The organism is Paenibacillus aurantiacus, assembly GCF_042431225.1.
GTDB classification, from domain to species: domain Bacteria; phylum Bacillota; class Bacilli; order Paenibacillales; family Paenibacillaceae; genus Paenibacillus_Z; species Paenibacillus_Z aurantiacus.
This window is the reverse complement of sequence record NZ_JBHMDO010000030.1, coordinates 1-24167: the sequence shown is the minus strand read 5'-3', so window position 1 is coordinate 24167 and position 24167 is coordinate 1. Positions and strand designations below refer to the sequence as shown.

Below are 24167 nucleotides of genomic sequence, written 5' to 3'. Positions count from 1 at the left end.
ACTTATTGCTTGCACCAATAAGTTGCTGCATATTATCTTTGCCCTGCTTAAGAATTCGGTTTACTACCGCCCCTCTTGATCCTTAAAAAGGCTAATATTACACATAACTCCAGTTGATGCTGGGGTTAGTTTCGTATTGCCTTTTTCTATATTAACAGAGAAAATATTTTTCGTGAAACGCTTGACATTATATTAGCTGGTTTGTGTAAACTCTCAAACCGAACTTAGATTACAATGAGAGAAAGGTTGGTTTGAGAGGATGGCACCAATGGCGAGATTTAATAAGGAACAAGTGAAGGCGTTCGTAAAGGAAAACAACCTCAAGACGATGGACGATGTGCAATCCGCACTGAAGGAGCTGTTTGCAGAGACGCTGCAATCGATGCTGGAGGCGGAATTGGACACAGAGCTCGGCTATGAAAAGCATGACGTGAAGAGTAAAACAACGTCTAACAGCCGCAATGGGAAGTCCAGGAAGACGGTTACGAGCGAATACGGTGAAGTAGAAATCGCCGTACCACGCGACCGTAACGGCGAGTTCGAGCCTGTCATCGTGAAGAAGCATCAATCCACCGTGACCGGCATTGAGGACCAGATCATCGCCGTGTACGCCAAAGGTGTCAGCACACGGGATATCCAGGACCACCTGAATCAGCTGTACGGCATTGACGTCTCGCCGACGATGATCTCAAACGTGACGAACAAGATAGTCCCCCTCATCAAAGAATGGCAGAATCGGCCGCTGCAGGGCATTTACGCGGTCGTCTTCATGGACGCCATTCATTACAAAATGAAGCAAGACGGCGCCATTGTGAACAAGGCGGCGTACATGGTCATTGGCATTGATTTAGACGGCAACAAGGACGTGCTAGGCATGTGGATTGGGGAGAACGAGTCCTCGAAGTTCTGGCTCAGCTTGCTCAACGACCTGCGTAACCGTGGTGTTCAAGACATTCTCATCACCTGTGTGGATAACCTGACGGGCTTCTCTCAGGCTATTTCCGCCTGCTATCCACATACAGAAATCCAGAAGTGCATTATCCACCAGATCCGTAATTCTACACGTTATGTCTCGTACAAGGACTTGAAGAAAGTTACAGCTGATCTAAAGCCAATCTACAAAGCAGTAACCGAAGAAGCAGCCTTGTTAGAGCTGGATCGTTTTGAAGTCACCTGGGGCAGCAAATACCCTCTCATTGTGCGTTCCTGGCGTAACAAATTGGGCGGAGCTCTCCACCTTCTTTAAATACCCGCCAGAAATCCGTAAACTGATCTACACGACGAACATGATTGAGAGCTACCATCGTCAGCTTCGCAAGGTCACCAAAGGAAAAAGCATTTTCCCAAGCGACGAAGCGCTGCTGAAAATGCTCTACTTAGCGACGAGAGAAGTCACTCGCAAACGGACAGGGCGCGTGCAAAACTGGGGACAGGTGCTCCTCCAGCTCTCCGTTTTCTTCCCAGACCGGATTGGTCATTAATTGCGTTAGTATTATGCTTCAAAAGGGTTTTCACAAAAAGCGTTACAGACCCACCTGTGATTTAATAATTATCGACTATTTCCAGTTCACAATCGAAAACATCAATTTCGTAAACTATCCCCTTACTTAATAAGATTCTAAGACCATCTAGTTGAGGGATTGTGCTAAAATCCTCAACTAGATAACATTTCTCATAGTTAAAATCAGGCAAGTAAATATTCCTTAAATCCTCCGGTCTATATGCGATACGTATATCCCACTCTATTTCATAATCGAGAGATTTACGGCACCATCTTGCTCTTTTCGATAATTCGCACCAATACGATAGCCTTTCTAAAAATCGAATTCCACCAGCGGTTACCCTTGCACTACCGATAACTAGTCTTTCCAGAGCCTACGTCACCTTCCTCTTTTCTAAATCTGTTTACCTTCTATCATTACAATCATTGACCGGTCTCGAGACTTTATACCAACTTTAATTACGATCATATCATCATAAAACTATCTAAAAGTCATGTCAGATTGCTGTCTGTTTTACGCCTGGTATAATCGCTGCGTGCTGATGTTACGAGTCCAACTCGTTGGAAGCTCTAATGCTCCTTCTTCAACACTTCCCCAGACTATTTTTATACTGCTAATTCTAATCACTCCCATCTGAAAGTAGTATATGGAAAAAAGCCCTGCTTCCTCTCACCAAAGATTCGATGGCCGCTACTTGCGAAGTTACTCCTCCATTTTACGTTTCCAACTCAGTACGCTTTCCCATCTTCTTGCCTCCTCAATCTTCCTCATTCTTTCGCTACGTCGCTTTATTTTTTGTATATAAACCTCACGCTCTTCAGGACTCAGAGACAAAAGCTTTTGGATCATTTCATCTGTGTTATCAAGCTCTTTGGACTTTTGACAAGTCCCCCATACCACACCTTGATCCCATGCGCTTTGCAGTTCATAAGCGACTTTATCCGCAATTTCTTCAGTTGGCAACTCAATTAGCGGCGAATCATAAATGCCGTCTGTAACAACAACAAGAAATTTCCCATCTCTGACCACTGATTTATATATAAAAACACATCCTTTCACACTTCTATTTGCCGAGTAAAAAAATATCTTATCCCCACATGTGACAACATTAACAGCTCGTAACTGCATGCCCTATAATCACAACTCAATGAAGTCGTCGCGGGCTTTAACCTAATCACAATCCGTTTGCTTAGTATCATCAGGTTTATTCCTCCTATTGCCCTTAAGAAAAATTGATTTTCTTTTCTCGGGTTTTCCGATGATAGTGAGCCAATCAGCCCCGCTCCTTTACCATTTTGTTACCAATCACGATCTCGCTGATTTCTCGCCTCATAAAAACGCTCTTTTAGCTTGTTCATTGCTTCGTAGTAAGCCTCTAATACAGTGGCGTCAGGTGCTATCTGATGTTCAACACTCGTTGCAACTTCTAGTCCTTTGGTGTCAAACAATACGATGTACTCTGGGCTTTCCGTAAAATAACCAACGGGGCATTGCCACTCCCCAAATTTCTCTGCATGTTCAAACCACTGATGTTTGATCATAGCAGCATTTGTATACACCTTTCCATTTAGAATAAGTCCCTTAGCTGTTATGGTTGCCATTCCCATTTCAACTTTTATATTTTCCACAATAGACACCTCTTTGGTATTGGTTTTTGGTTTCCATGCCCATAACAACTGTAAGCAAGCATCTAGTTCCACTTCACTGAAGGTAACCTCTTTTAACGTAGCATCCTCAATGGATTTTTCGGGCTGTAGGAATCCGCACACAATAAACTGAATAATATTAACAATATTTAAGCCTCTAGCCGGGTACTTTTTATAGATATCCCTTATCTTCAATCTTCGTGGTCTTTCCCTCGAAAGTTTTCCCGTGCAGATCGCGAGTAACTTCATTACTTCCTGTTCAGACAACAGTTTTTCACTGCTCTGCTCTTTGATTATTCCACATCGTATTAACTTATTGATGTGGCGGTAATCAATCCCTAGGATCTGTGCAGCTCTTAATTTTGAGATATATCTACTCCTTACTTCTCCTCTGTCATCTCCCCTAGTTGTTCGCCCGTTTATGGTTCGAGACCAGTAAGCTTTGTACACTTCTTCAATTTGTGAAAAGCATTTATATTTAAAGAGCCGTTCATATTGAGCTTTTGCTGCGTACCTTTCATATCCACTTCGCAATCGAACAAAGATGTCGAGCGTTGCTTCGTAGTTCAGCGGAAAATCTTCGTACATCCACAGCAAATTTGAAAACTTGTTTATTGACGAATGACTTAGTTTTGCCCCTGCCTCTCTTCGGTCTTCTACTAAACTACCTAATCCTCTCATTAGGCAAAAACTATACTGTCCCAATTGAAGGAACTCAGGTAGTGAATACTTTCGGTCACGGATTAATATCTGCTTTTGCCCAAGTAGGACTTGGTTTAAAGCTACTTTAATTGAAGTTACCTTTTCGCTAAAGCGATAAATCGAAGACAACTGAGAATAATCCAGCCCACAGTATTTGCAATATCCTTTATGAATAGACCACAGGGTTATCTTACCGTCACACTGGCTGCAGCTTTTTAGCAGTTTGGTTCTATGTGTAGAACAAATATCATTGGGTCTGAGCGACCACTCTTGCATCATACAGCCTGTCTCACGAATGCACTCTGGGCAGTATTGAACATCTTCCCTGTACGTGAGTTTAAAAAATTGTTCTTCACCTACTTGTTCCAGTAATCCATTGAATGTGAGAGTGCGTAGGCTATCCTTAATTTGATTAGTCATCAAACCAACTTTTTTAATGCATTGTTCAGCAAAAGTATTCCTTATTAAATTTGTCCAGGAAAACATTAAATCTTCGGTTGTGTCGCCGATTCGAGCGTATAAGTTAGCCCGCTGAAGGCGAAATAAATAACTCGTTAATGTTTCATTTGGATGAATATAAGGACGTATTAAGAACATCTAGATCACCTCCAAAGTATCTCTCTTTCTAGTAACTAGTATTGCCGGTTTTGCGATTTTAAAACTTATAACTTTCAAAAACAATTTTGAATGTTATAAAGGCATGTTTATTCATCCATTGCTTGTCTACACTTTCTTTAGAGGTGCAGACTATGACCCCCATTTTAAAATTAGTCGGATCCAAAATACGCGATATCCGTAAACAAAGAGGCTGGTCCCAGGAGTTACTTGGAGAGAAAGCCGGCGTTAAATTTTCTTATATTGGAAGCGTTGAGCGTGGAGAACAGAACATTACATTGCTTAACTTAGAAAAGATTGCAACCGCACTTGATGTGAAAGTTCACTCCCTTTTTTCTTATTCAGTGGAACTTGAAAAATTTGAAATTAGCAAAGAATCGATGATTTACGAATTGTTAGAAATTCTGATCAGGCTCGAACAAAATGATTTAAGGAAAGTGCGTGCGATCCTCAAGGAATTTCAAAACTAAAGAAACCCGGAGCCTCAGCTCCGGGTTTCTTTAGTTAGACGGTGTCTCTCTCTTTTCTCTGGTTCTTCTTCGTTTTATCATCAACTTCTCTTTGTAGCGCCCTTCTGCATCCTTCTCTGACTTCAAGGCCGCCGACATGTCAAATTGATTATCCTTAAACGGGTTGATTACGTATGGTCTTCCCACCTGCTTTATTTTCGTTAAGGCAATAGCCAAATGGGATTCCGTGATCTTGTCGGCCCCCTCCTTCGCCGCGAAATAAGTTGCCTTCTCCAGCAACTTCATGACATAGAAGGGAACTCCATTGGAAATGTAATAAATCTTATCCGCAAGTCTGGGGTCCGCTAATTGAGCAGAATCTAGAAATGGAAGTAGCTCATCAATTTTTTTCAGAAAGATACGGAAGGTGAGTATTTCTTCCGGGGTCCCATATGCGAAAGGAGCTAACTCTACTTTATTACAAAACCTTCTGTCTAACTGAGGATTACTAATGAACACTTTGACCGATTCTGGCATGCCACAAAGAACTACAGCGATTTTAATCTCTTCGGTAAAGGTTTTCACCCAATTCGATGCAGTGGCTAGTACATAGTCCGTCTCAGCATCGATTAAATGCTGAAACTCGTCCAGAATGATCATTCTAATTTTAAGTTCCCTCACATAATGATGGATACGACTTGTGAGCTCGCTTTCTGTACCTTTGTGATGGAAGGGATCCCCCATAATCTCAAGAACTTTTGATGCAAGCATTCTCGGTGTCGCTCTTGGAGGCACGCGTACATGTAATACCGGGATATGAGTATACTCACGTTCAGCTTCGACAACGGTATTGCGTGGATATCGTGCTGTAAACTCAATCGTAACAGAGCTTTTTCCAGCACCAGTTGGTCCAAATAAGAACAAACCTTCCGGACTTACAGAATCCTCCGACAATGTTAACATTTCTTCAAGCTCGTCAAGGATTTCTGCAAACTTGGGGTGGTGCACTAAAATCGCTTTTACATGCTCCACACGACGCTTAATTTCTTCTCGGCTGGGAGCTTTACCGTCTAAACGCTCAAAATCCATCTATCCTAACTCCTTTCGGCTATAACCCCAATCAGCGGCGAAAACGTCTAGATCTATTTCGGCAACATGTAATTCTCCAGGATTAAGGCTTTCATCATTCACTATATCATCTTTAACAGACTTAACTCCTTTTATACCTTTTTTATCTACTATATCTGTTACATGATGAATCGTTATGCTGTCTGCGATCCCTGGGATTAATTCACTAGGAACACCCTTTGATGCACTCGGGATATTTTCGCTTACCGCTGCTTCACGTCTACGTTTCCGCTTGACGCCCTTATATTCTTGTTTACAGTCTTCCTGAATCTCCTCAATGGCCAACCTAGCCCTCCCAAGATTTGACCGATCAAATTCGTTATAGTGTTTTCCGTCTTTATTAGTTAGGTAAGCCAGCAATTCAGCGTGAATAGGAAACTCTCTATTTAGTTTTTTTCTTTCAAGTCCCGCATTTTTAATGAAGGCCTCAATATACCGCCTGTTTTGTTCATCCCGAACATAGATCACCCTCATGTCTTGTCCATAGCGAACTTGAACTACTCGACTCTTTCCTTCGCGTTCAAGTCGCTTTCTAAGCTCATTTAGTTCCTCGCTATAAAAAAAGTGTCCCATTAATTCGATCCCTTTTGGAACAACCGTGCGAAACACGCTATTTGAGGAAAAAATCAATTCCAAGTACTCACGGTTATATGGAAGCTTAGGATGCACTTTCAATTGCCGCAATCCTTCTTTCCACAAGTGCTCGGGCACACCTTGCTTGTTTATTCCTCGATTAAAGTTATTAGCCACCAGATCGACGATAGCAATGTGAACAATTTGATATAGTCCTTCTATATTAACTACAGCTTTAGCCTGTGCATCATATTCTCCTTTTTCATCCGTATTGGAGAAAAGCGAGCCCATTAGACCTTGAAATGCTTTATGGTTCAAGTTACCTAAAGCATGCTCAACTAACCCCTTGTGATGACCGGACTTCACCTCCGCGTACCTAAGGCCAATATTTAATGCATTGCAAACTTCAGCAACTTCCAATGAATCATTCACTTTAGCGTTATCTAACAAGATGCTCTGTGGGACACCGTAAGCAGACCATTCCCCTTGTACCTTCGGGTATTTTTCTTTAATGTCGGTTTTCGGTAAAATACAATGCAGAATGAGTTGCTTCCAGTCCCCTGCGTCAGGCTCTTGTTTGAAAACAATGTTAAAACCCATTGGTTCACTGGTTGCCTGGTCTATTCCGTACATAATGATAGGTCGAAAGGTCTCATCGGAATCAAAATCTATAATCAAACAATCGACCGGGGTCCAGTCCAGCTCCATTACTTCCAATGGGCGGGAAGCCCTGGTTGCATCGCCTACTCCATTATGTTTTAAATCCGCCATATTCGTCCCCAGTATTTCTTTATCTCGTTCGTAAGAGTCGTGATGCTGCCGATATAATCTCCTGAAAGTTGATTCAGAAATTGGTTTTAGCTTCTGATTGTCTTCTCTGGTTAAGTTAATATTCTTAATCGTGGTTTCCAGTACGTTGAATTCGTCTCTTATCGTTATTACCTCTGCTTTCTTATCATACTTGGTAATAATAACTGAAACTTCCTTCATTACATCCACCGGAACTCGATTACCACTTTTCGGTCCTGTCCTTTTAGGAATTAAATCTAATTTGTTTCTCCGCTTATACCATGCGTTAACCCAGCGATAAAAAGAAGCAGGCGACAGCGCCCCCTTAGGTTTATCATTTTCAGGATAGTTCTTCACATAATCCGCTACTTCTGCCGGTTTTAGTTTTCCTGAGATAAATGGCTCGATAATCTTATAGCGTTGCTCCATTAGAGTTCTTTCTGCTTCGCTATAATCACCAGTGGTAAACTCCAAACTGTTGCTTTGTTCTTCCGTATCCCGTTTCGAAAAAAACAACCGTTTATCATGTTGTTTCGCATTGCATGCACCTAAAATTTCTTTCAGAGAAAGTAATTCCTTGCAGTCTGTCGTGATGTTATACACTTCGAGATCCTCATCCCGCTTACGCAGCACTTCATATTCGGTATTCCCTATACGAAATTGCGTGCCATATTCAAGTTCAGCAAACATCTTACCCCTCCTCAATTCAATCGTAATAATGAGTCGTCGGACAATTTTATATTGACTAAGTCTGTTTGTAGCTCTTGTAAGTAAATCAGCCTATAAACGGTTGAGTAAAAAGCTTCCTCGGTCATGCTTTCGCAATGTTCTCTTAGTTCAAACAAATGCAGCTCTTGCTTCTTCTCCATGACATTAAAAATGCAATCTTCCTCCTCCTCGGATACTTCCTGGGTACCAAGATGTCGTAGCAAGGAAAGATTCCATTGCAAGAGGTTTGGGTTAATTTGCCTCTCAGTAAAGATTTCGAAACTCCATCCCATTTCTTTGCAATACTGTTGTGCCGCCGCATATTTGATCACATTTCTTTCTGACTTAATAAAGCGCTCTGGTTTTACTTCTATAAGACAAACCCGATTGTCCTCGAAAACCACTTTGAAATCGGGATAATATCTGTACTTCTTACCATTAAGCCAGTAGTAGATACAGATCGGCTGGTAGTAAATTTCTTGAACCGTTTGGTCAAAATCGGCTAAGCGAATATAGTTCCGCTCCAAAAAACTTTCCCAATGAATATATTCCCCTGTCGTTAGGAAAGGCTCTTTTCCTCTGTAACCTTTTGCTTTAGGTTTGATTTCTCTGGCCGGCTTGTAGGGCATCGTCCTCACGCTCCTATGTTTTCAAAATTTATAATACAGTGTTGCCAAAATTGTTGAATATAAACAAAAAACACTAACCTGTGAGCTTCATAAGCTCTTTGGTTAGTGCCGGTATTAGTTCTCGATACTTTTTCATCGAGTTGTTTCCTTATGCTTTCTACGAACTGCATTATTTTCTCCGCCCAATAAACAGAAACTGATGATTTTAACTATCTTCTTTTCATTAAGTGGCGATATTCAACCTCCAACTGATTAACAATCCCCCCGTTATTTTGATTACTCGCCCAACGATATGTACGATCGATCATGTTGACGACTTCCAGCTTGTTTGTCCGCGCTAATTGCCCTTAATCTGCAAGCGTAGGAGGAGCACTATATTCTGGTAGGGACACATTCTTGGGTCAAGCATATAGCTTGTCTAGTCTGATATTTTTGCTTTGGTTTAATATAGTGAATGTGAAATCGAACAACAAATAGCTCGTCATTCAATAGAGTGACGGGCTATTGATTTTTTTAAAAAATCCGTCAACTTAGCACTCCTCTCGAATAGGAAGCCTACCTCCATATACCGATCATCTACTGGACTTATTCCAACTTGTAACAACTTGCGTACCAACCGCCTCGTAGATTTGAATGCTGGATATAAGTGTACAATTTCGATCGCTAGTATAAACTTCTCCCGAAACTCATTATAGTTTTCATGGGAAACTAATGTGAATTCCCCTATCTTCTCCCCTTTAATAAACCCATATTTGACCAAATAATATGCTGCCCTATAGTTACAGGATAGTTTTTTGGAGATGTCTTCTCTCGTTAACATACCTCCCTTTAGAAAAGATAAAACATCAGATCTATTAAATTGGAACTGATGAAATCCATTCCCTTCTACTATTGAACAAGGACGTAATTTTTTTAGCAATACGCTTTGGATCAAATCGATCTTCTTTAGACCATATGGTACGAATTTGAGAGATGTCTGCAAAAAACTTAAAACTTCATCATCGTGGATTTTCGTCGTTATGTCTTCTTTGAACTTATCTAGTATCATTTTCTCACTATTCTCTTCGAATAACCATGTGGGCATGCCATCAATATCTGGACCGCTAATAGGCATGATTATTTGTTTTTCTCGGAGATGGTCAATTTGGTAATTAGCTACTCCCAATAGTTTTGCCAACTTATTTTGAGATATACCTACTAGATCTCTGGCTCTCGAATGTCTTTGTATGGTTGCTTTAATACTTTCCTTAACTATTTCCACTCCCAAATTATTGGTTTCAATTTGTTGCAAAAAACCTCTTTCCCAAAAACTATAACCGTAGTCATGTAAGGCATCAACAATAAATTTTAGATCCTCATGACAGAAATAAGTATTAAAAAAAGTATTAAGTCTACTAAACCTTATTGAGTAATTTTTAGCTATTCGATAATCGTCTAGAAAAGCAAAAAAGCTCTCTGGCCATTTATCAAAAATGGAGAAAGTCCGATCAAGTTGCTCAGTCAGGATACGTTTATCAATTCCAATCGAAAAATTATTATGGTTCGTCTTCGCCTCTAAACCATTAACTAATCGAACCAAGGTTATTATTGTATATATTGACAAACGAGGATTTAAAGAATATAGCACGTTTTCTCCACAACGAGGGCCTGATTTTTCAATCGTGTGCCTTAAAAAAATGGAAAGCTCAGACTCAGCAAAAATTATATCTGATTCTCGGTAATCGAATCCACAGTTACAATAACTCATCTTTTTGCGATAGGGATTTATTGCTTTACCACAGTCTTGGCATCTATCAATTAGTCTGCAACTATGAAGTGGACAAGTAGTCACTAAAGAAAGTTCCCAAAGGTTTCTCTGATAAGAAGCTTCTTTTAAGCATATCGAACATACTTGCTGTTCATTCCCAGATGTCCCATGGTTCCAAATATGAAATCTAACTTTCTCCTCCTGTTCAATCGCCATATGAGGAAACAGTAGATTATATAAAATGAGAGATTCAAGTTTTTTAACAGTAACATTAACAAGTTCACTAAATGAACCCAAATTGATTTCATCTCGCGGAAATAGTAAATTTTGATAATGCTTATGCTTTATACCAAGATACTGAAATATTATTATTGAATTTGGAGCACTGTTAGCTTCAGCGACTCTAAGTATGTAACCTCTGAGGCTTTCATCTTCATAAGGTCGTGGTCTTATTAATAACTTATTTGTTTTCATATTCTTCTCCCTTTCATTTTTTTATGACTCATTGTAGACATAACAATCGATAAATATACAAATTAGGCTGACTCATAGGGTTATAAGGTTTCAAACGAGCTCTGGGAGATGGATATTACGTAGGGTTATATCGCTTGAAGAGTAGCGGTCCTTCTACCTGTTGTGTGTCCTTGACGTGAGATCATTGATTTCCATATGGGCCTATCCTGCGAAGGCAAACATGCCGCAGGGCTGATTGGGCGTGCATTGTGACAGCGACAACTCTTTGAGTCTGAGAAGTGTCCAGTTATATAAACCGACAATGGACCGCAGTCGCAGTTTATTTCGCGTGAATGCCCAAATAAAAAGAGACCCCTGCCAGAGAGTCTCCCATACCATAGTAGTCAGTTATTATACTTGAACTTGTCCGATAAGTTCTATGCGAACAGGATCGACATTAGTGTAGTACTTTTTTCTGTAGCCAATGAGATGTACATCAACTAAATTTCCCTTCTTATTCAACACAAGTTTTTCAATTTTCTCTATAGTTCCCGTCAATATGAGCCAATTCACAAGACTCACTCTAATTCCAATTAAATCAAGCCCTAACTTATCCAGATTTTCAACTATCCCTATTCCTGTTTTGGAATTAGGATCAATTTTTATGCTACCGTTTGAAGGCGAAAAAATAAAACTCTGTAGAATTGAGTCGCTTACTTTATTTTGAGTTGTTGCATCCGTAAAGCCAAATATGATCAATTTTGCTCTTTCCTTAGCAATGTCGTCATCGGTGTATGTTCGAGATCCATATCCTCCACCATAGGAGATGCCAAGACTCATTGACTCATGTTTGCCTTCGACCTTATTCAGTTCCAGTGTCATTTTCAATCCATTAGAAGATGATTCAATACTTAAGTCTGAAAAATTAACCAAATATGCTTGGTTTCTTATTGCAAATGGCAACGAGTTATGACGTTGGTTCTTTGCATATAACTCCCTGACAGTATATTCAGTAGCCTGATCTGGATTATCTAATACTAATCTAAAAACACTCTGTTTTTCCTCATTAAACGAATCATATACAGTAATTAAAGTGTCCAATAAAAAATATGCATCAGTGATTACATGTTTTTTATTTGTGGTAGCTTGACGGCTTTCGATTCTCTTAATTACAACAGGTGATCCAGATAATGAGGAGTGGATAACTGGAACTTGTTCTCCTCTAAACTCATTCGTAAGCCTCGTTGAAATATAAGAATACAATGTGTACACATCAATATTTCCGTTAAAATCAGCTGCCCCACCAGTTAACCCTTCAATCAAGTAATCAGTGAAGGCACCGTGACCATTTCTGTCGTAAGCATATTGAATATCTTGGCATGCAGCAAATATGACTTTACCATTTCCATGAATCTGCAATCCCCTTAGAATATCCCCGGATCTCGCTAAGAGGCCACTGTGACATGTATCAAAGAAACAAATAACTACACGAGCTCTCGAGGTTTCAATCCAACGTCTCACATTGCTCATTTTAATCATTGAGTCGTCCGGCCTCAAGGAATCCCCATCATACGGGACTAGATACCCTTCGCCATTGCTAGCGTAACCGTGTCCTGCCCAAAACAAAAACAGTATATCTTCTTCGGTAGCATCTGAGAAAAAATCTGTTACGACTAAGTTCAATATTCTATTAGTTGCATGATTTCCGCTAAATTCATTAACATTTTGATTCTCAAATGTAGTTGGGACCTCGGTAAGAATTCGTCTAATCTCATTGATGTCATTTAGAGTATTGGGTAAATTAGAGAAGCCTCTGTCGGTGTTTTGATTAACTGCTACAAACAACGCTTTATGCATTAATACGGACCCCATTTCTCTAGTGATAATTAGACTTTACCTCTTTGAAACAATAAAAATCCACTGCTTTCTGCGAATATCTACATTTCGTCTACAAATTAATTAAAACATAAAACCCAGTCCTCACGCGGACTGGGTTTACATGGTGCAGGCGAAGGGATTTGAACCCCTGTCAAAACATGAATTTTCACCCTATATATAATTGTCATAAGTCACATAATGCTTGTATTTATAAGGTTTTTTGGTGTCTGTACATGTTCGATCTCTCTGCTTTTATTATCGTGTGTTAGCCCTTTTTAAGTAGTTTGTCTACAAATTGTCTACAGCTACATGAGTCCTAATGTAATACACCGCAGAATAGGTAAAATGCCCATGTAAACTCTCAGTTCAAAAACGAGATTTCCCTTAAGTATTATACTGCTCCATCAATATGACAGCGGCAGCCTTAGATGAGAAAAAAGGTCCTAGATTACCGCTGTGTTATTAAGCTAACGTTCCTCGTTTAGTTGAGAAACGGCAGCGCATCGATGTAAGAAGCCCTTCTTTGCTATTGCTTACCAAGTAGTCCAACCACTTGTTCGTTGATAGTTGTATAGAAGTTCGTAACTTCTATACATAAAGTCATTGTCCAACAACTTTTAACTGTAGAACTCTCTTTAAAATCTAAAAGTGGTATATGGCCTATTCCTTGGACAACGAATCATTATTTCTTAGTCGCTTTTTTAAGGCAATGCCCTCTTTCTCAAAAACTTCATCTATTGTTTCCCCATTTCCTTCATTAAGCTGACTGTCCAGAAATCCCAAATAAATTGGCTCTAGGGGCTCATCCTTAACTTTTTCCTTGCCCCTCATATTTTTGATTTTATTTGAAGCTTCGCCAAAACTAACGTTTACCTTTTTGTATGTGCCTGGAATCGGAATGAACTCGGCAATTTCGTCTGTGCCTGGAATCGAGACGAACTCGATTTCATGACCACCAACTAATTTTGTGTCCTTTTTTTTACACGGGACCATAATTTGAAAGCTATAATTTGTGAATTCCAAAAGGAATTGATAGTATGGTACTAAAATGCTTTCATCTTTCCTAATAAAGCCGAATACTCTTAATTGCATAGGGTGGGGTCCTGGGACATATCGTTCGATTAAATATGTGTAGTTGTCCATGTTATGTATGGAATTTAAATGGCTTTCCTCTTTTAGCCAATCAATAGTATCTTCAAAATGTGGTATTTGTTCGTATGGAATCAATGATAATGCCATTTTCACTAAAGATTTATATACTGCGATAGGTGTATAGGAATCTCGCACCGCATGAAAAATGATGTGATCTTTGCGCATAATGATGGATTCATTGTCCTCTGTTGCCTGAATCACCAATCCTTTGTCTGTATAATCAATTCGACATTTTCCATCGCGAGATTTATATGAGGGCACTCCATCTTTACCAAATATCTGTGATAATGTTCTTCCAAGCCCTAAGTATTTTCCAAAATCATCTTCTAATTTCCGACCGAAGAAGCTATTGCAAGTATCACATTCGCTCTTTAAAACAAACTCCTTATTCCCTAGCATCTCAGATATTGCATGAGCTTTTTTTTTGAATTTCACTTCAGGATATTGCTTTCCGCAAAATCTACATACTTTATCTTTATCGGGCTGATCAATAATAGCCTGGGTTCCCCCTAAATTGTGGACATAGCTAAAAGCAACGTCATAGTTGCTATTAAAATGCATCATGCGCTTCGTAAGTTCTTCGAATTTCTCGTTCATAGGAAGCACCAACCTTCATGTTTTTTCCCTGCATTAATATATTATCAAATGTCCCTGAGGTAAGGATATGTAATTGTGGCTGATGACCACTGTAGTTGTTTGATCTGAAGCATCAGTCTTTCACTTTATTTTCTCATGTGGGGCGCTTGAGGCAAAAAAGTCTCCACTTAGACCACTCGCTTCAAAAAGTGGATGCCGTGGTAGAGTATGGTTGCAAACTTGGATCTCCACATGAGCTCATGGCAGTCTACGCTCCCACATTCCTTCATGCAACCTTTCCATGAGGTGGAGGTCAGATATGCTGCCCGGCAGAATCTTCTTCCGTATGTTAACGCCATCCGAATCATCGTGCTTCTTGTTACCTAATCTTTTGACTTTGGTCATGTTCCTTGGAATCGTTCATCATTAAAGCTGCTTGCGGTAATCCTACGCATGGAGGGATGTCCTTCATCATATTTTCTTCACTGAATTCATGGCCTTTTTCAAAATACCAAATAAAATATGAATGAGTTTGTAACACAACGCAATGAGAGACTGCATCTTCTTCGGCGGTTTTTTAGCTCGCATGGTGTAATACTCATGCAACGCTCTGCTTCAGCTCCATTTTAGCTAGCTCAGAGTCCTGTTGGATGACCACAGAACGGCTGGCTGCTGCCTTCAGACTCTTGATTCGACCTAGACCAAGACCACGCTTCGCAGCTTCACTCAGGTGCTGCAGCAACGTCTCGTCTGGCACAGAAACTGGCTCATGGGGCAGTAAAGTGAGGTTTAGCATTTGGAAGGCAGACTTGCATTCCCAATCCTTGAAGACCGTTAGAAACTCGGGGGAAAAACCGATCAAGCCAGTTCTGGACGGGCGTGCTTGCACAACACAAAGGCCAGTCGTTAGATGATCGCCAATTTTAATTGTTTCCCACTGTGCGGCATAAATGCCTTAGGAAGACTCGGTACGGCGTATCTTCCGTCTTTGACCAGCTGTGCAATGACTTTCGCATCCTTGATCCACGACGCCTGGCCAGCTAACGGAGCCAAAAACAAATCAAGGAGACTACAAAATCCATTAGCATCATATCAAGGAGTCTTTTTGTTTCCCAAACCTCGTATTTCTATATAATGGGAATGCTCCCCTATAGCTTAACGACAAAGGAGCAGTTGCCAATGAAGGGCAAACCGCTCCTTGCTCTAAACTAACGTCTCCCGTTGGCAATAACACTTTCTTAATACCCAACAACATTTATGACAATAAATCTAGATTCACTCTCAAGAAATCTATTTTGAATATCAGTATAAAAATCAATAATCATTTTTACCATTGGTTTTTGGCCTTTTAACTTATAATTTTTATTAATCCTATATTTTATGTGGTATTCAAGCATTCTCTTTACAACTTCTTCGTCAGAGCTACAATTCCAACGCTTAACTGATAAATTTCTATATCTTCGGAATGCTCTTCTAACATTGCCCCTAAGCTCTGAAAGCTCCTTAACAAGGATATCTAATCGCTTTTGGTAAAGAGCTTCTATTTGATAAGATATCATATATTTTTTTGTTATATCTAAATGGGATGGTAATTTAGGCCTAGCAAAAATTACTTGATAGTTCGAACTGAAGTAAAACTGAAAATAGTCATGAGGTTCATGAATATAGGGGTGAAGAGCAGGTATCAGGACTTGAGCTTGTTTAATACGATCATTACAAGCCGAACATGCCAATACAAGATTATTGGAATGGATAGATAATAACGGGTGAATTGCCTTTGGAAAGAAATGGTCTATAGAACTAAACCTATCTAGATCAATTCTAGTATGATCACAATAAGGACAAATTGGATGCTTTTCTCCAACATAAGTTCTAAATTGCTTTTTTAACTCTGCCCCCCCCTCATAATCATTTATGTATGCGTCCTGAAATGCAACTGTATCAATTAATGTAGAATAAAAATAATGAAAGCACTTACTAATCATTGACTTTGTAGAACCTAGAAACCGCCATACCGGAACTCCAGTGTCAGTAAATAAGTGATAATTTTTTATTTTATAATAATAGTAGTAACTAATCTTCTCAGATTCAGCGCAGTTAGCAAACCTAACTAACCATTTACTCACTGAAGTTGCTCTAGAAACTTCCCCTAATCGTCCCTCTATGTTTTTTGCCCTTTCAAATAATTCAGTTAATGACTCAGTGGGTTTACGATCTAATACCCAATTAAAGAAATCATCCACAAAATTATCAAATCCACGGGTAATTTTTTTCGCATAGTTATCTAATGTAATCTGCCACATTATTTGTTCTCTAGCCTTTCTAATCGCAAGAACAATTTATACTTTTCTTGAGAATCCCCAAGTTCGTTATAAAGCCTTCTTGCCTCTGAGATTTTGTTGTCATCAATAAGATTATTAATTCTTTTTATATAATCTAAAGTAAACTTACCTATATATTTTTCCAACCTAAAAACTTCACGAAGAATTTCTGTTGGACCGGCTCCCATGGTATTCTCATCTACAAAGTATTGTTTAATTACTCCATTGTCATCTTTTAATCCAACAATGTATTCTCTAGGGAGATCTGAAGCAATTAATGGAGAGTGGGTTGCTATTATAAAATGTGATGAGTATTGACCAAATACCTTTTTAATCATCCATAGATATTTCAAAATCCATCTTGGATGTAAATGTATCTCTGGTTCATCTATAAGCACTATTGCATCATCATCCATCACTTCAAGCATTCTAAAAAACCTGAAAAATAAGCTTAATTCACCAGAACTTAATTTATTCATAGGTATTGGTTCGCTATCCTCTGATCTCTCAAACCAAAGCGATTGAATAGGTGAAATACTACGTTTAAATTGTAGAAGCTGTCTTACATCGTTCAACCATTGTTCCCAACCACCTACATAATATTGATCGATAATGTGAGGTGGGACTACTAAATTCCTACCACGTCTTCTTACACCAAAGTCACTTTCATTCGGGAAATTGTATATTTTCTCCACAAGCTCTTGAGCAATACCATTATCCTCATAGTAGTCTCTATTCATTAACAAACTTTTCGGCCGAATCTCAACTAAAGGGGAGGTCGTGACACCAATTTCATTAAGAAGTTCCTTAATCGCTTCAGACTTCTTATCTACTGGATGATAGAATGCTGTCAATATTGGCATACATACGGATGATAACGACGTAGTCGATCCATATGGACTCTTACTCATGGCACCTACATAACAATACTCCACATTTGAAAAATCATTTTTAAGTTTCCTTGCTTCAAATTGTTCAAATGGGCTATATGTTGAGATAATTATTTTTTTAGGTAAATGTGCGGGATATTCTTCATTTGAGATAATATTATCTTTTTCAGCGGACAGGTCATATTCTATAGAGAAATCGGTTCCGTTATGATAAGAAATTCTTTTATAGAACGTATCTGAAATAAATTTCAGTATTGATGTTTTTCCCGTTCCATTTTCACCAACTATTATATGTACACTAGCTTGATTAAAAAGAGAAACTTTAGGTTTCTCTAACTTCAGCTTGAAGTTTCTTAGCTTCCCAAACCTTCCAAATCCTATACTCTTTATCCTCATCTGGATACCCCCTTATGAAAATCCATTTTGAAACTCAATATTTCTTATTATATGATATTGTGTACTTCTCTCTTTCAAGAGAGGTTCTGAACTCAGTATATATAAAATAACAAGTTTAACCAGGAATGTACACTTAGGATCTATCAGTCACCTCTCTACGAAGAAGGCGACACTAAGCTGTCACCGACACAGTGTTTGTTATCATTTAACATCATTACCGCTCAGCCTCTAAGCGATTCGGTCGTGCCTATAAGCGGAATAGCAAACAGAGCCATGGATCTAAACCTCTCATAAACCGCCTTTTACATCTTCCCACAAACAAGTACTCATCTCTATTGATATCTCTAGGTACAATCCAGTCTCTTCAAAAAGTGTTGTGCCCCTTTTGTAATTCTAATACATACTACACGGGTATAATAAAAGGGACACTCTAACATCAGGTGTCCCTTAATGAGGATCGAGCCAAAAGGCCACTCTTTTCCTCTGACCATCCCATATTATATTTGCTTTTTATTACTTTTTAGTAATTCAACCAGAGGGATATCCGCGGGTAAGAATTCATACTGATCCAATTCTTTTCGTGTAACCCAACGTACTTCTCGATGAACAGTAAGAGTAATATCACCCTTAATTCTTTTCACATGATAGGCCATCAGACGAATTATACCGTTCTCATACTTATAGACATTTTCTCCAAAGTACTTTCCTACCCGTACAGTAACACCTAGCTCTTCAAGTAGTTCTCTTCTAAGACACTGTTCCGGAATCTCATTCTGCTCAACCTTTCCTCCTGGAAACTCCCACTTACCTGCGGTTTCCCCAGATCCACCTCGCATAGCAATTAGGACCTTCCCATTTTCGATCATTATTCCCGCAGTCACTGTTGTAACATTAGCGGAATAATGTTCGGCCCTATGACAATTCGGACATACGGCGATTGCATTCTCAACCGTGTCATCTCCGCCTTCCGCCAGGGAAACGATATGGTGCACTTCAAGATAAGGGGTCAAATCGCTTGCTCTAATAAAGGGGGCTGGTTTCAGGCACTTTTCACAAATCCCCTTTGAACGCAACAACACCTCCACAATCACATCCGGATTCCTCTTAAAGGCTGTGGACACGACTTGAATGGTATCGGGTTTTTTGGGAGCTCCTTGAAGTCGCTGTTTTCTCTGCTCAGTCTCAACTTCACGTGACTTTTGGACCTCTTTTTGTGTTTCTTGCTCATATTCACGAGTTGTAACACTCTTTTTGATATTAAGTGAGTTTACCTTATTCAGCACAAACCACTTTGAACCGTTTGAAGGATCTGAATGATGTGATTCGTACTCAAATATCCCATTTAAGTGTAAAACTGATTCGTTATTAATGAATACATATACGGGGACCTTTAGTTGAGCAGAATTAATAATTGCAGAGTTGTATGCGTAATCTCCGCTGAACACGCCTTCTCGGGAATAAAAGTAGTACTGAAGTTTTTCATTTGGAATGATCCACTTATTTGGATACTTTCCATTCTCTAATGTGGCTTTAATAAATATCGCCTGTAGGTTAGGTTTATCACCGATTAAGTAAATACCTGCTTGCGTATCATATGTTTGAGCAAAAATGGATATATCCCATGAGGAGTAACGTCCTCCAAGTACAAAGTCATCTAGAACTGTCACATCATCTAGGTACGGCTCATATTCCTTATATTGGCAGAAATCCCCCGATCCGCTAGTTCATTCGTAATACGTGTGATGAGTTCCTTGGCAGCTTTCTCGGTAAACGTGGCCATGAGAATCTGTTCCGGTGTCACGCCACACTCTTGAATGAGATAAATTGCGCGCTGAACAAGGGTAAAGGTTTTCCCCGTACCCGGCCCGGCAGTTATAAGCACAGGGCCGTCCACCGTTGAAATAGCGAGTTGTTGCCCCTCATTTGCGTTTCCGAAATCAAACATCAGTTTTCACACCTTCTGTAATTGTATAGCTACACCTTTTAGAACGATGATGTCTAACATCGTCTCATCTTTCTCTCTGCCGTTTCTCATATTCGACATATTCCTCTGAATACCTTTTGATACGGATAGTTACGACCAATCACGCTAACCCAATTGCTGTTCAGACTGAGACAATAACTAGCCTAAACGCCTCTTTCCATTATTTGACCTCTTTGCAATACTCCACAAAAGTAATTGCTAATGATAATGATCGTTTTTTACATTAAATATAATCACAACAAAGCCCCGTCCATATGTGGACCGGAGCTTCAATACTTGCTATATGATCAAAAGTAAATCCACTTAATTAGCTCATTTTCGGATTAGTTTTGAGGTAAATCTGCATACTTATATAACCGTCTTCGTCTTTAATGCGATAGTTAAATAAGTATGATACCTTAACCAATACTATCTCTCGACTTCGACTCGAGTTTATCCTTGATGCTCACAATATTACCAGTATAACTCACTTCAGTTTTTAAGTAGCCTTCCTCAAGCCCCAACAACTCTTCTACCTCTTCCCGCAACAAACTTAGTCCGTAGTGTTTAGAGAGCTTGTGCATGAAGGCATCACCTGTAATATAATCATTTTCAATTAGTAATTCGACAGCTTGCTTCATAGAAACCGGTTCTCTCACATCTTTTATATCATCCAAAGGCTCTTTTGTTCTCCAACCTTTTAGGCTTATGGTTCGCTGCATATACTGGTAAGTGCCTTCAGAGATTGCCCCTAGTTTGTAGGCTCTCATAACCATAGCTCCTATTGAGACACACCATTTTTTCTTGAGCAATTTATAATACATTAAATCGTTAGGATGTATTGAGACATCTCTTAGAAAGCTTTCTTTTGGCAATAGTAATGCCGCTGCGAAGTCATTTGCTTCTTGCTCAATTTGTTTAAACTCTTCTTTGCTTAAGTCATCAATATTTAAGTTAGGGTCATGCAACACCCTATGGCCCAATTCATGAGCCACATCAAATTGACGCCTATAGAATGATTTTTTATCATTTCCTAAAACTATTGAATAGTATTGTTTACCTGCCACCTCATGTTGTGACCCAAAAGCATCGATCGATCTATTCTCTAACAACAATGACGAGACAACGAAACCTTTAGTTTCCAATAAATAAACAATATCTTTAATTGGTTTATCACCAAGTTCCCAGGCGTTTCTAACCTGATTAGCGACTTCTTCAACAGCATCATAAGTGGTTTCTGAAAAATCAGGTACATCAAGTTCAGGAAAGTCCACATATTCTTCCAACATAGCTCTTATTATAGTCAAATACTTAACTCGATCATATTGCATTTCTCTCTCTTTTTTCCCCGTGGAAATTAATGACCTGAAGAATGTACTACCTGTTTTAACTTCAATAGATTTTTCATAAAAATAATCTTTTGGAAATTTCAACACGTTGGTTATTGTAAGCAATGCATCTAAGGATGGAACTGCTTTATCGTTCTCATATTTAGATATCATTTGTTTACTAACACCGAGCTCCTTCGCCAATTCTGTAATTGTTAAACCGCGATAAATTCTTCCCTCTCTCAATCTAGATCCATTAAATTGTCGCTGCATCTTTCAGCATTCCTCCTTGAATAGAGGAATATTACACAGTTTCTTCCTCTTCATTATTTTTATCGGATTTCTTAACTGGAATTTTATCATCCGAACTTAATCTTCTGTTTTTAATGGACTGTTTTATTTTTGGAATAGTACTCAAAGATTCCTCTTCATCTTCATCTAATTCGGCTGGTAGGCTCAGATCACTATACTCATCCTTAGCTATATACATTGACAAGTCTAACTTATCAACGAGTTCAAAGTACCGATTAAATAATTTTGCCTCCACGCCAATTATTTTTCGGTTAACCTCCTGAGCAACAACAAAAATCACTCGTTTCACTAATGGATACTCATCACCAAGTATTCTTTGCACTTCCATAAGCCTTTTATACTCATACTCCTCGGTCAAGGACTCGAATAACAACATTTGTTGATTATCGAAATCTACAGGTCCACTGTTCAATGAAACAAAGGCATGGAAATAATGAATTTTCCGCTTCCCAAAATTCTTTACGACCTTATCTAAATTCTTTTCTTTGGAAAATATATAGAGATTACCAGTGTCTAGGTCAATAGCACAAACAAAGTTCCAGATACCTCTTCTTCGGGTTAACACCACAAGATTATGTTGAAGTGCTGTTGATTTAATTCTACGGAATCGAATATCCCATGCTCCTCCATTTTTGAAGTTCCCAGTATCCATTCCGTACTCTTCCTTGATTTCACTGATTACCTGGTCCGTACCCTCAGTAAAAGATCTGACTAACATCCCCGTGAAAGACGAATCTAAACTCACTTGTTTCAACAACCTGACCACCTCCAAGACACTTTTACTTATCCCGGATTAATATTACTACAATTTGATGATAAAAGTAAACCAAAAATTCTGTAGTAATCGAATTTTTCAACCTCGTCTTCATGTCTACAATAAGGCTTGTCTACAAATGTCTAAATTTTCGTCATTTCAAAAGAAAAAAACCGCTTGTGTGCGGATTTTCTAATGGAGGCGAGTTAGTGTTTAACAACTGTCCATCATCGTCTACTCTTGTCTACATTTCGTCTACAAATTCTTTAAAACACAAAACCCAGTCCTCACGCGGACTGGGTTTTCATGGTGGAGGCGAGGGGATTTGAACACTCGTCCGTAGTTTTTCACTCACTCCGATCGTGTTAGACGAAGCGTCAATGGGTAAAGTGCTCAGAATGATTTCCTTTAGCTCCGCGGATAAATCAGTCAGAACCGCAGTTTTTTCCACGAGGATGTTGCCCCTTATGGACCACGCCCTTACCGTGTCCGATTCGGGGCTAAAACATCGCTGCTGCCACATCGTACATGTGAGATGTAACCTTGGAAGCAGTTCGAAAGTGATAGCTTGATTATTCGAGTGTTTAAATATATATTTATGTTACTCAGGGTAGTGGTCAGTGAAGAGCTGACTCCTATCGAACACCCTTAAATGGGCGAACGTGATTGGAAAAAAGATCCTAGCGAAGAGCTAGGGTCTTTTTTTGTCATTGGGTAAGGGAAAAGGTCCTGTTAATTTTTTATGATTAAATCGATTTCTATCTGATAACGATAAGATTTGAAATGTTTGTAAAATTCATGTTGATTTGCAAAAATCGGCAGTCTCTTTAACTCAGATTCAGGCATGTTTGTCTTGAATATAATTAATTCCCCGTTTTTAAGTTTATGAGTGCGTGTTACATTCATCCCACTTTCTCTCCGTATATTCTAATTTGTCAGGTACGTTTCTTCGAACGACTGGCCACGATTTTGTTGTCTTTAAGGACGGACATCACTCACACCTTGTCACTCTCCTGGTTTCCCTGCTTCTCTGCTGCCTTAATAACTCTTTACACCCCTAATGTTGTCGGACCACTTCAAGGTCCTGAGAAAGTCGGTCTAATTTTTCTGCCGTTTTTTTATAAAGGGATCCATTTCATAAATCATCTCTAAGCTAAGCCCGCTGCTGCGTAAGAATCTCTTTACGGTGTCTTCAAAGCACACGGACATATGTGCCCTCTTCCTGTGGCAATAGCAGTTAGTACTTAGAGTTCCTTCGCCACCTTCTTGCCAGAATTATAGAACAAACATTCCCCTTTCGTCATCATAAAGTTATTATTGAGGACTAATATCACTCGAATTCACTGTATACAATGTATATTTATACATTTTCTCATCAATTCTGACCATCCAGTCTCAATAATCACGAAATTTTTCTCATAAAATCTGACACCACACATCCCACCCCCACCTGTATAAAAATCCCACCCGCACCCCTCTTGCATAACGAACATATGTTTGTAGTATAATAAAAACATCTTGTTAGCGAACAAATGTTCTGTTTCCGAAGGAGCTGGCGTTTTGAAAACTAACCCGCCCAAATCGCCCCTTCTCCCAGCCGAAGAAGAAATCGACATGGTCAAAGAAGTGCTCATTCTCACGGTCATGCTGGATATG

General features: G+C 39.3%; 15 protein-coding genes and 1 pseudogene. 2 read left to right on the top strand and 14 right to left on the bottom strand.

Annotation, left to right across the window (positions count from 1 at the left end):
- Positions 1–268: 268 nt before the first annotated feature.
- A pseudogene (locus ACFFSY_RS18035) lies at positions 269–1481 on the top strand (IS256 family transposase).
- 723 nt (positions 1482–2204) lie between these two features.
- On the opposite strand, the gene ACFFSY_RS18030 reads toward ACFFSY_RS18035, so the two are convergent.
- Positions 2205–2630, bottom strand: a complete 426-nt coding sequence (locus tag ACFFSY_RS18030) for a hypothetical protein (RefSeq protein WP_377496547.1) — start codon at positions 2628–2630, stop codon at positions 2205–2207.
- Between the two features lie 170 nt (positions 2631–2800).
- Positions 2801–4447, bottom strand: a complete 1647-nt coding sequence (locus ACFFSY_RS18025) for a TniQ family protein (RefSeq protein WP_377496545.1) — start codon at positions 4445–4447, stop codon at positions 2801–2803.
- A 152-nt stretch (positions 4448–4599) separates the two neighbouring features.
- On the opposite strand from ACFFSY_RS18025, the gene ACFFSY_RS18020 reads away from it, so the two are divergent.
- Entirely contained in the window at positions 4600–4935 is a 336-nt protein-coding gene (locus tag ACFFSY_RS18020) for a helix-turn-helix domain-containing protein (protein WP_377496542.1), read from the top strand.
- A gap of 30 nt (positions 4936–4965) precedes the next feature.
- Here ACFFSY_RS18020 and ACFFSY_RS18015 read toward each other — a convergent pair whose 3' ends face one another.
- The 12 genes from ACFFSY_RS18015 to ACFFSY_RS17960 all read right to left on the bottom strand — a co-directional run bounded on the left by ACFFSY_RS18015 (position 4966) and on the right by ACFFSY_RS17960 (position 22514).
- Entirely contained in the window at positions 4966–6003 is a 1038-nt protein-coding gene (locus ACFFSY_RS18015; protein WP_377496539.1) for a TniB family NTP-binding protein, read from the bottom strand.
- The gene (locus ACFFSY_RS18010; RefSeq protein WP_377496537.1) at positions 6004–8094 is read right to left on the bottom strand and encodes a TnsB C-terminal domain-containing protein; all 2091 of its coding nucleotides are present in this window, start codon (positions 8092–8094) and stop codon (positions 6004–6006) included. It abuts the gene before it with no gap.
- Positions 8095–8105: 11 nt separating this feature from the next.
- Complete coding sequence (locus tag ACFFSY_RS18005) at positions 8106–8741, bottom strand: TnsA endonuclease N-terminal domain-containing protein (RefSeq protein ID WP_377496535.1); 636 nt, start codon at positions 8739–8741, stop codon at positions 8106–8108.
- Positions 8742–9222: 481 nt separating this feature from the next.
- A complete protein-coding gene (locus ACFFSY_RS18000; protein ID WP_377496533.1) occupies positions 9223–10962 on the bottom strand; it encodes a TniQ family protein in 1740 nt (579 codons plus the stop codon).
- A 390-nt stretch (positions 10963–11352) separates the two neighbouring features.
- On the bottom strand, positions 11353–12798 hold the full coding sequence (locus tag ACFFSY_RS17995; protein WP_377496530.1) for a caspase family protein: 1446 nt from the start codon (positions 12796–12798) through the stop codon (positions 11353–11355).
- A gap of 681 nt (positions 12799–13479) precedes the next feature.
- Positions 13480–14568 (bottom strand): HNH endonuclease, encoded by a 1089-nt coding sequence (locus ACFFSY_RS17990; protein ID WP_377496528.1) that lies wholly within the window; start codon positions 14566–14568, stop codon positions 13480–13482.
- Between the two features lie 1217 nt (positions 14569–15785).
- Positions 15786–16850, bottom strand: coding sequence for an HNH endonuclease (locus ACFFSY_RS17985; RefSeq protein ID WP_377496526.1), 1065 nt, complete (start codon positions 16848–16850; stop codon positions 15786–15788).
- Positions 16850–18154, bottom strand: a complete 1305-nt coding sequence (locus ACFFSY_RS17980) for an AAA family ATPase (protein ID WP_377496523.1) — start codon at positions 18152–18154, stop codon at positions 16850–16852. The genes ACFFSY_RS17985 and ACFFSY_RS17980 overlap by 1 nt, the downstream gene beginning before the upstream one ends.
- Before the next feature lie 497 nt (positions 18155–18651).
- A complete protein-coding gene (locus ACFFSY_RS17975) occupies positions 18652–19821 on the bottom strand; it encodes an NUDIX domain-containing protein (RefSeq protein WP_377496521.1) in 1170 nt (389 codons plus the stop codon).
- Positions 19822–19826: 5 nt separating this feature from the next.
- Entirely contained in the window at positions 19827–20099 is a 273-nt protein-coding gene (locus ACFFSY_RS17970; RefSeq protein ID WP_377496520.1) for a UvrD-helicase domain-containing protein, read from the bottom strand.
- 437 nt (positions 20100–20536) lie between these two features.
- Entirely contained in the window at positions 20537–21718 is a 1182-nt protein-coding gene (locus ACFFSY_RS17965; RefSeq protein WP_377496517.1) for a helix-turn-helix domain-containing protein, read from the bottom strand.
- 31 nt (positions 21719–21749) lie between these two features.
- Complete coding sequence (locus tag ACFFSY_RS17960; protein WP_377496515.1) at positions 21750–22514, bottom strand: DUF5986 family protein; 765 nt, start codon at positions 22512–22514, stop codon at positions 21750–21752.
- Between the last annotated feature and the right edge of the window lie 1653 nt (positions 22515–24167).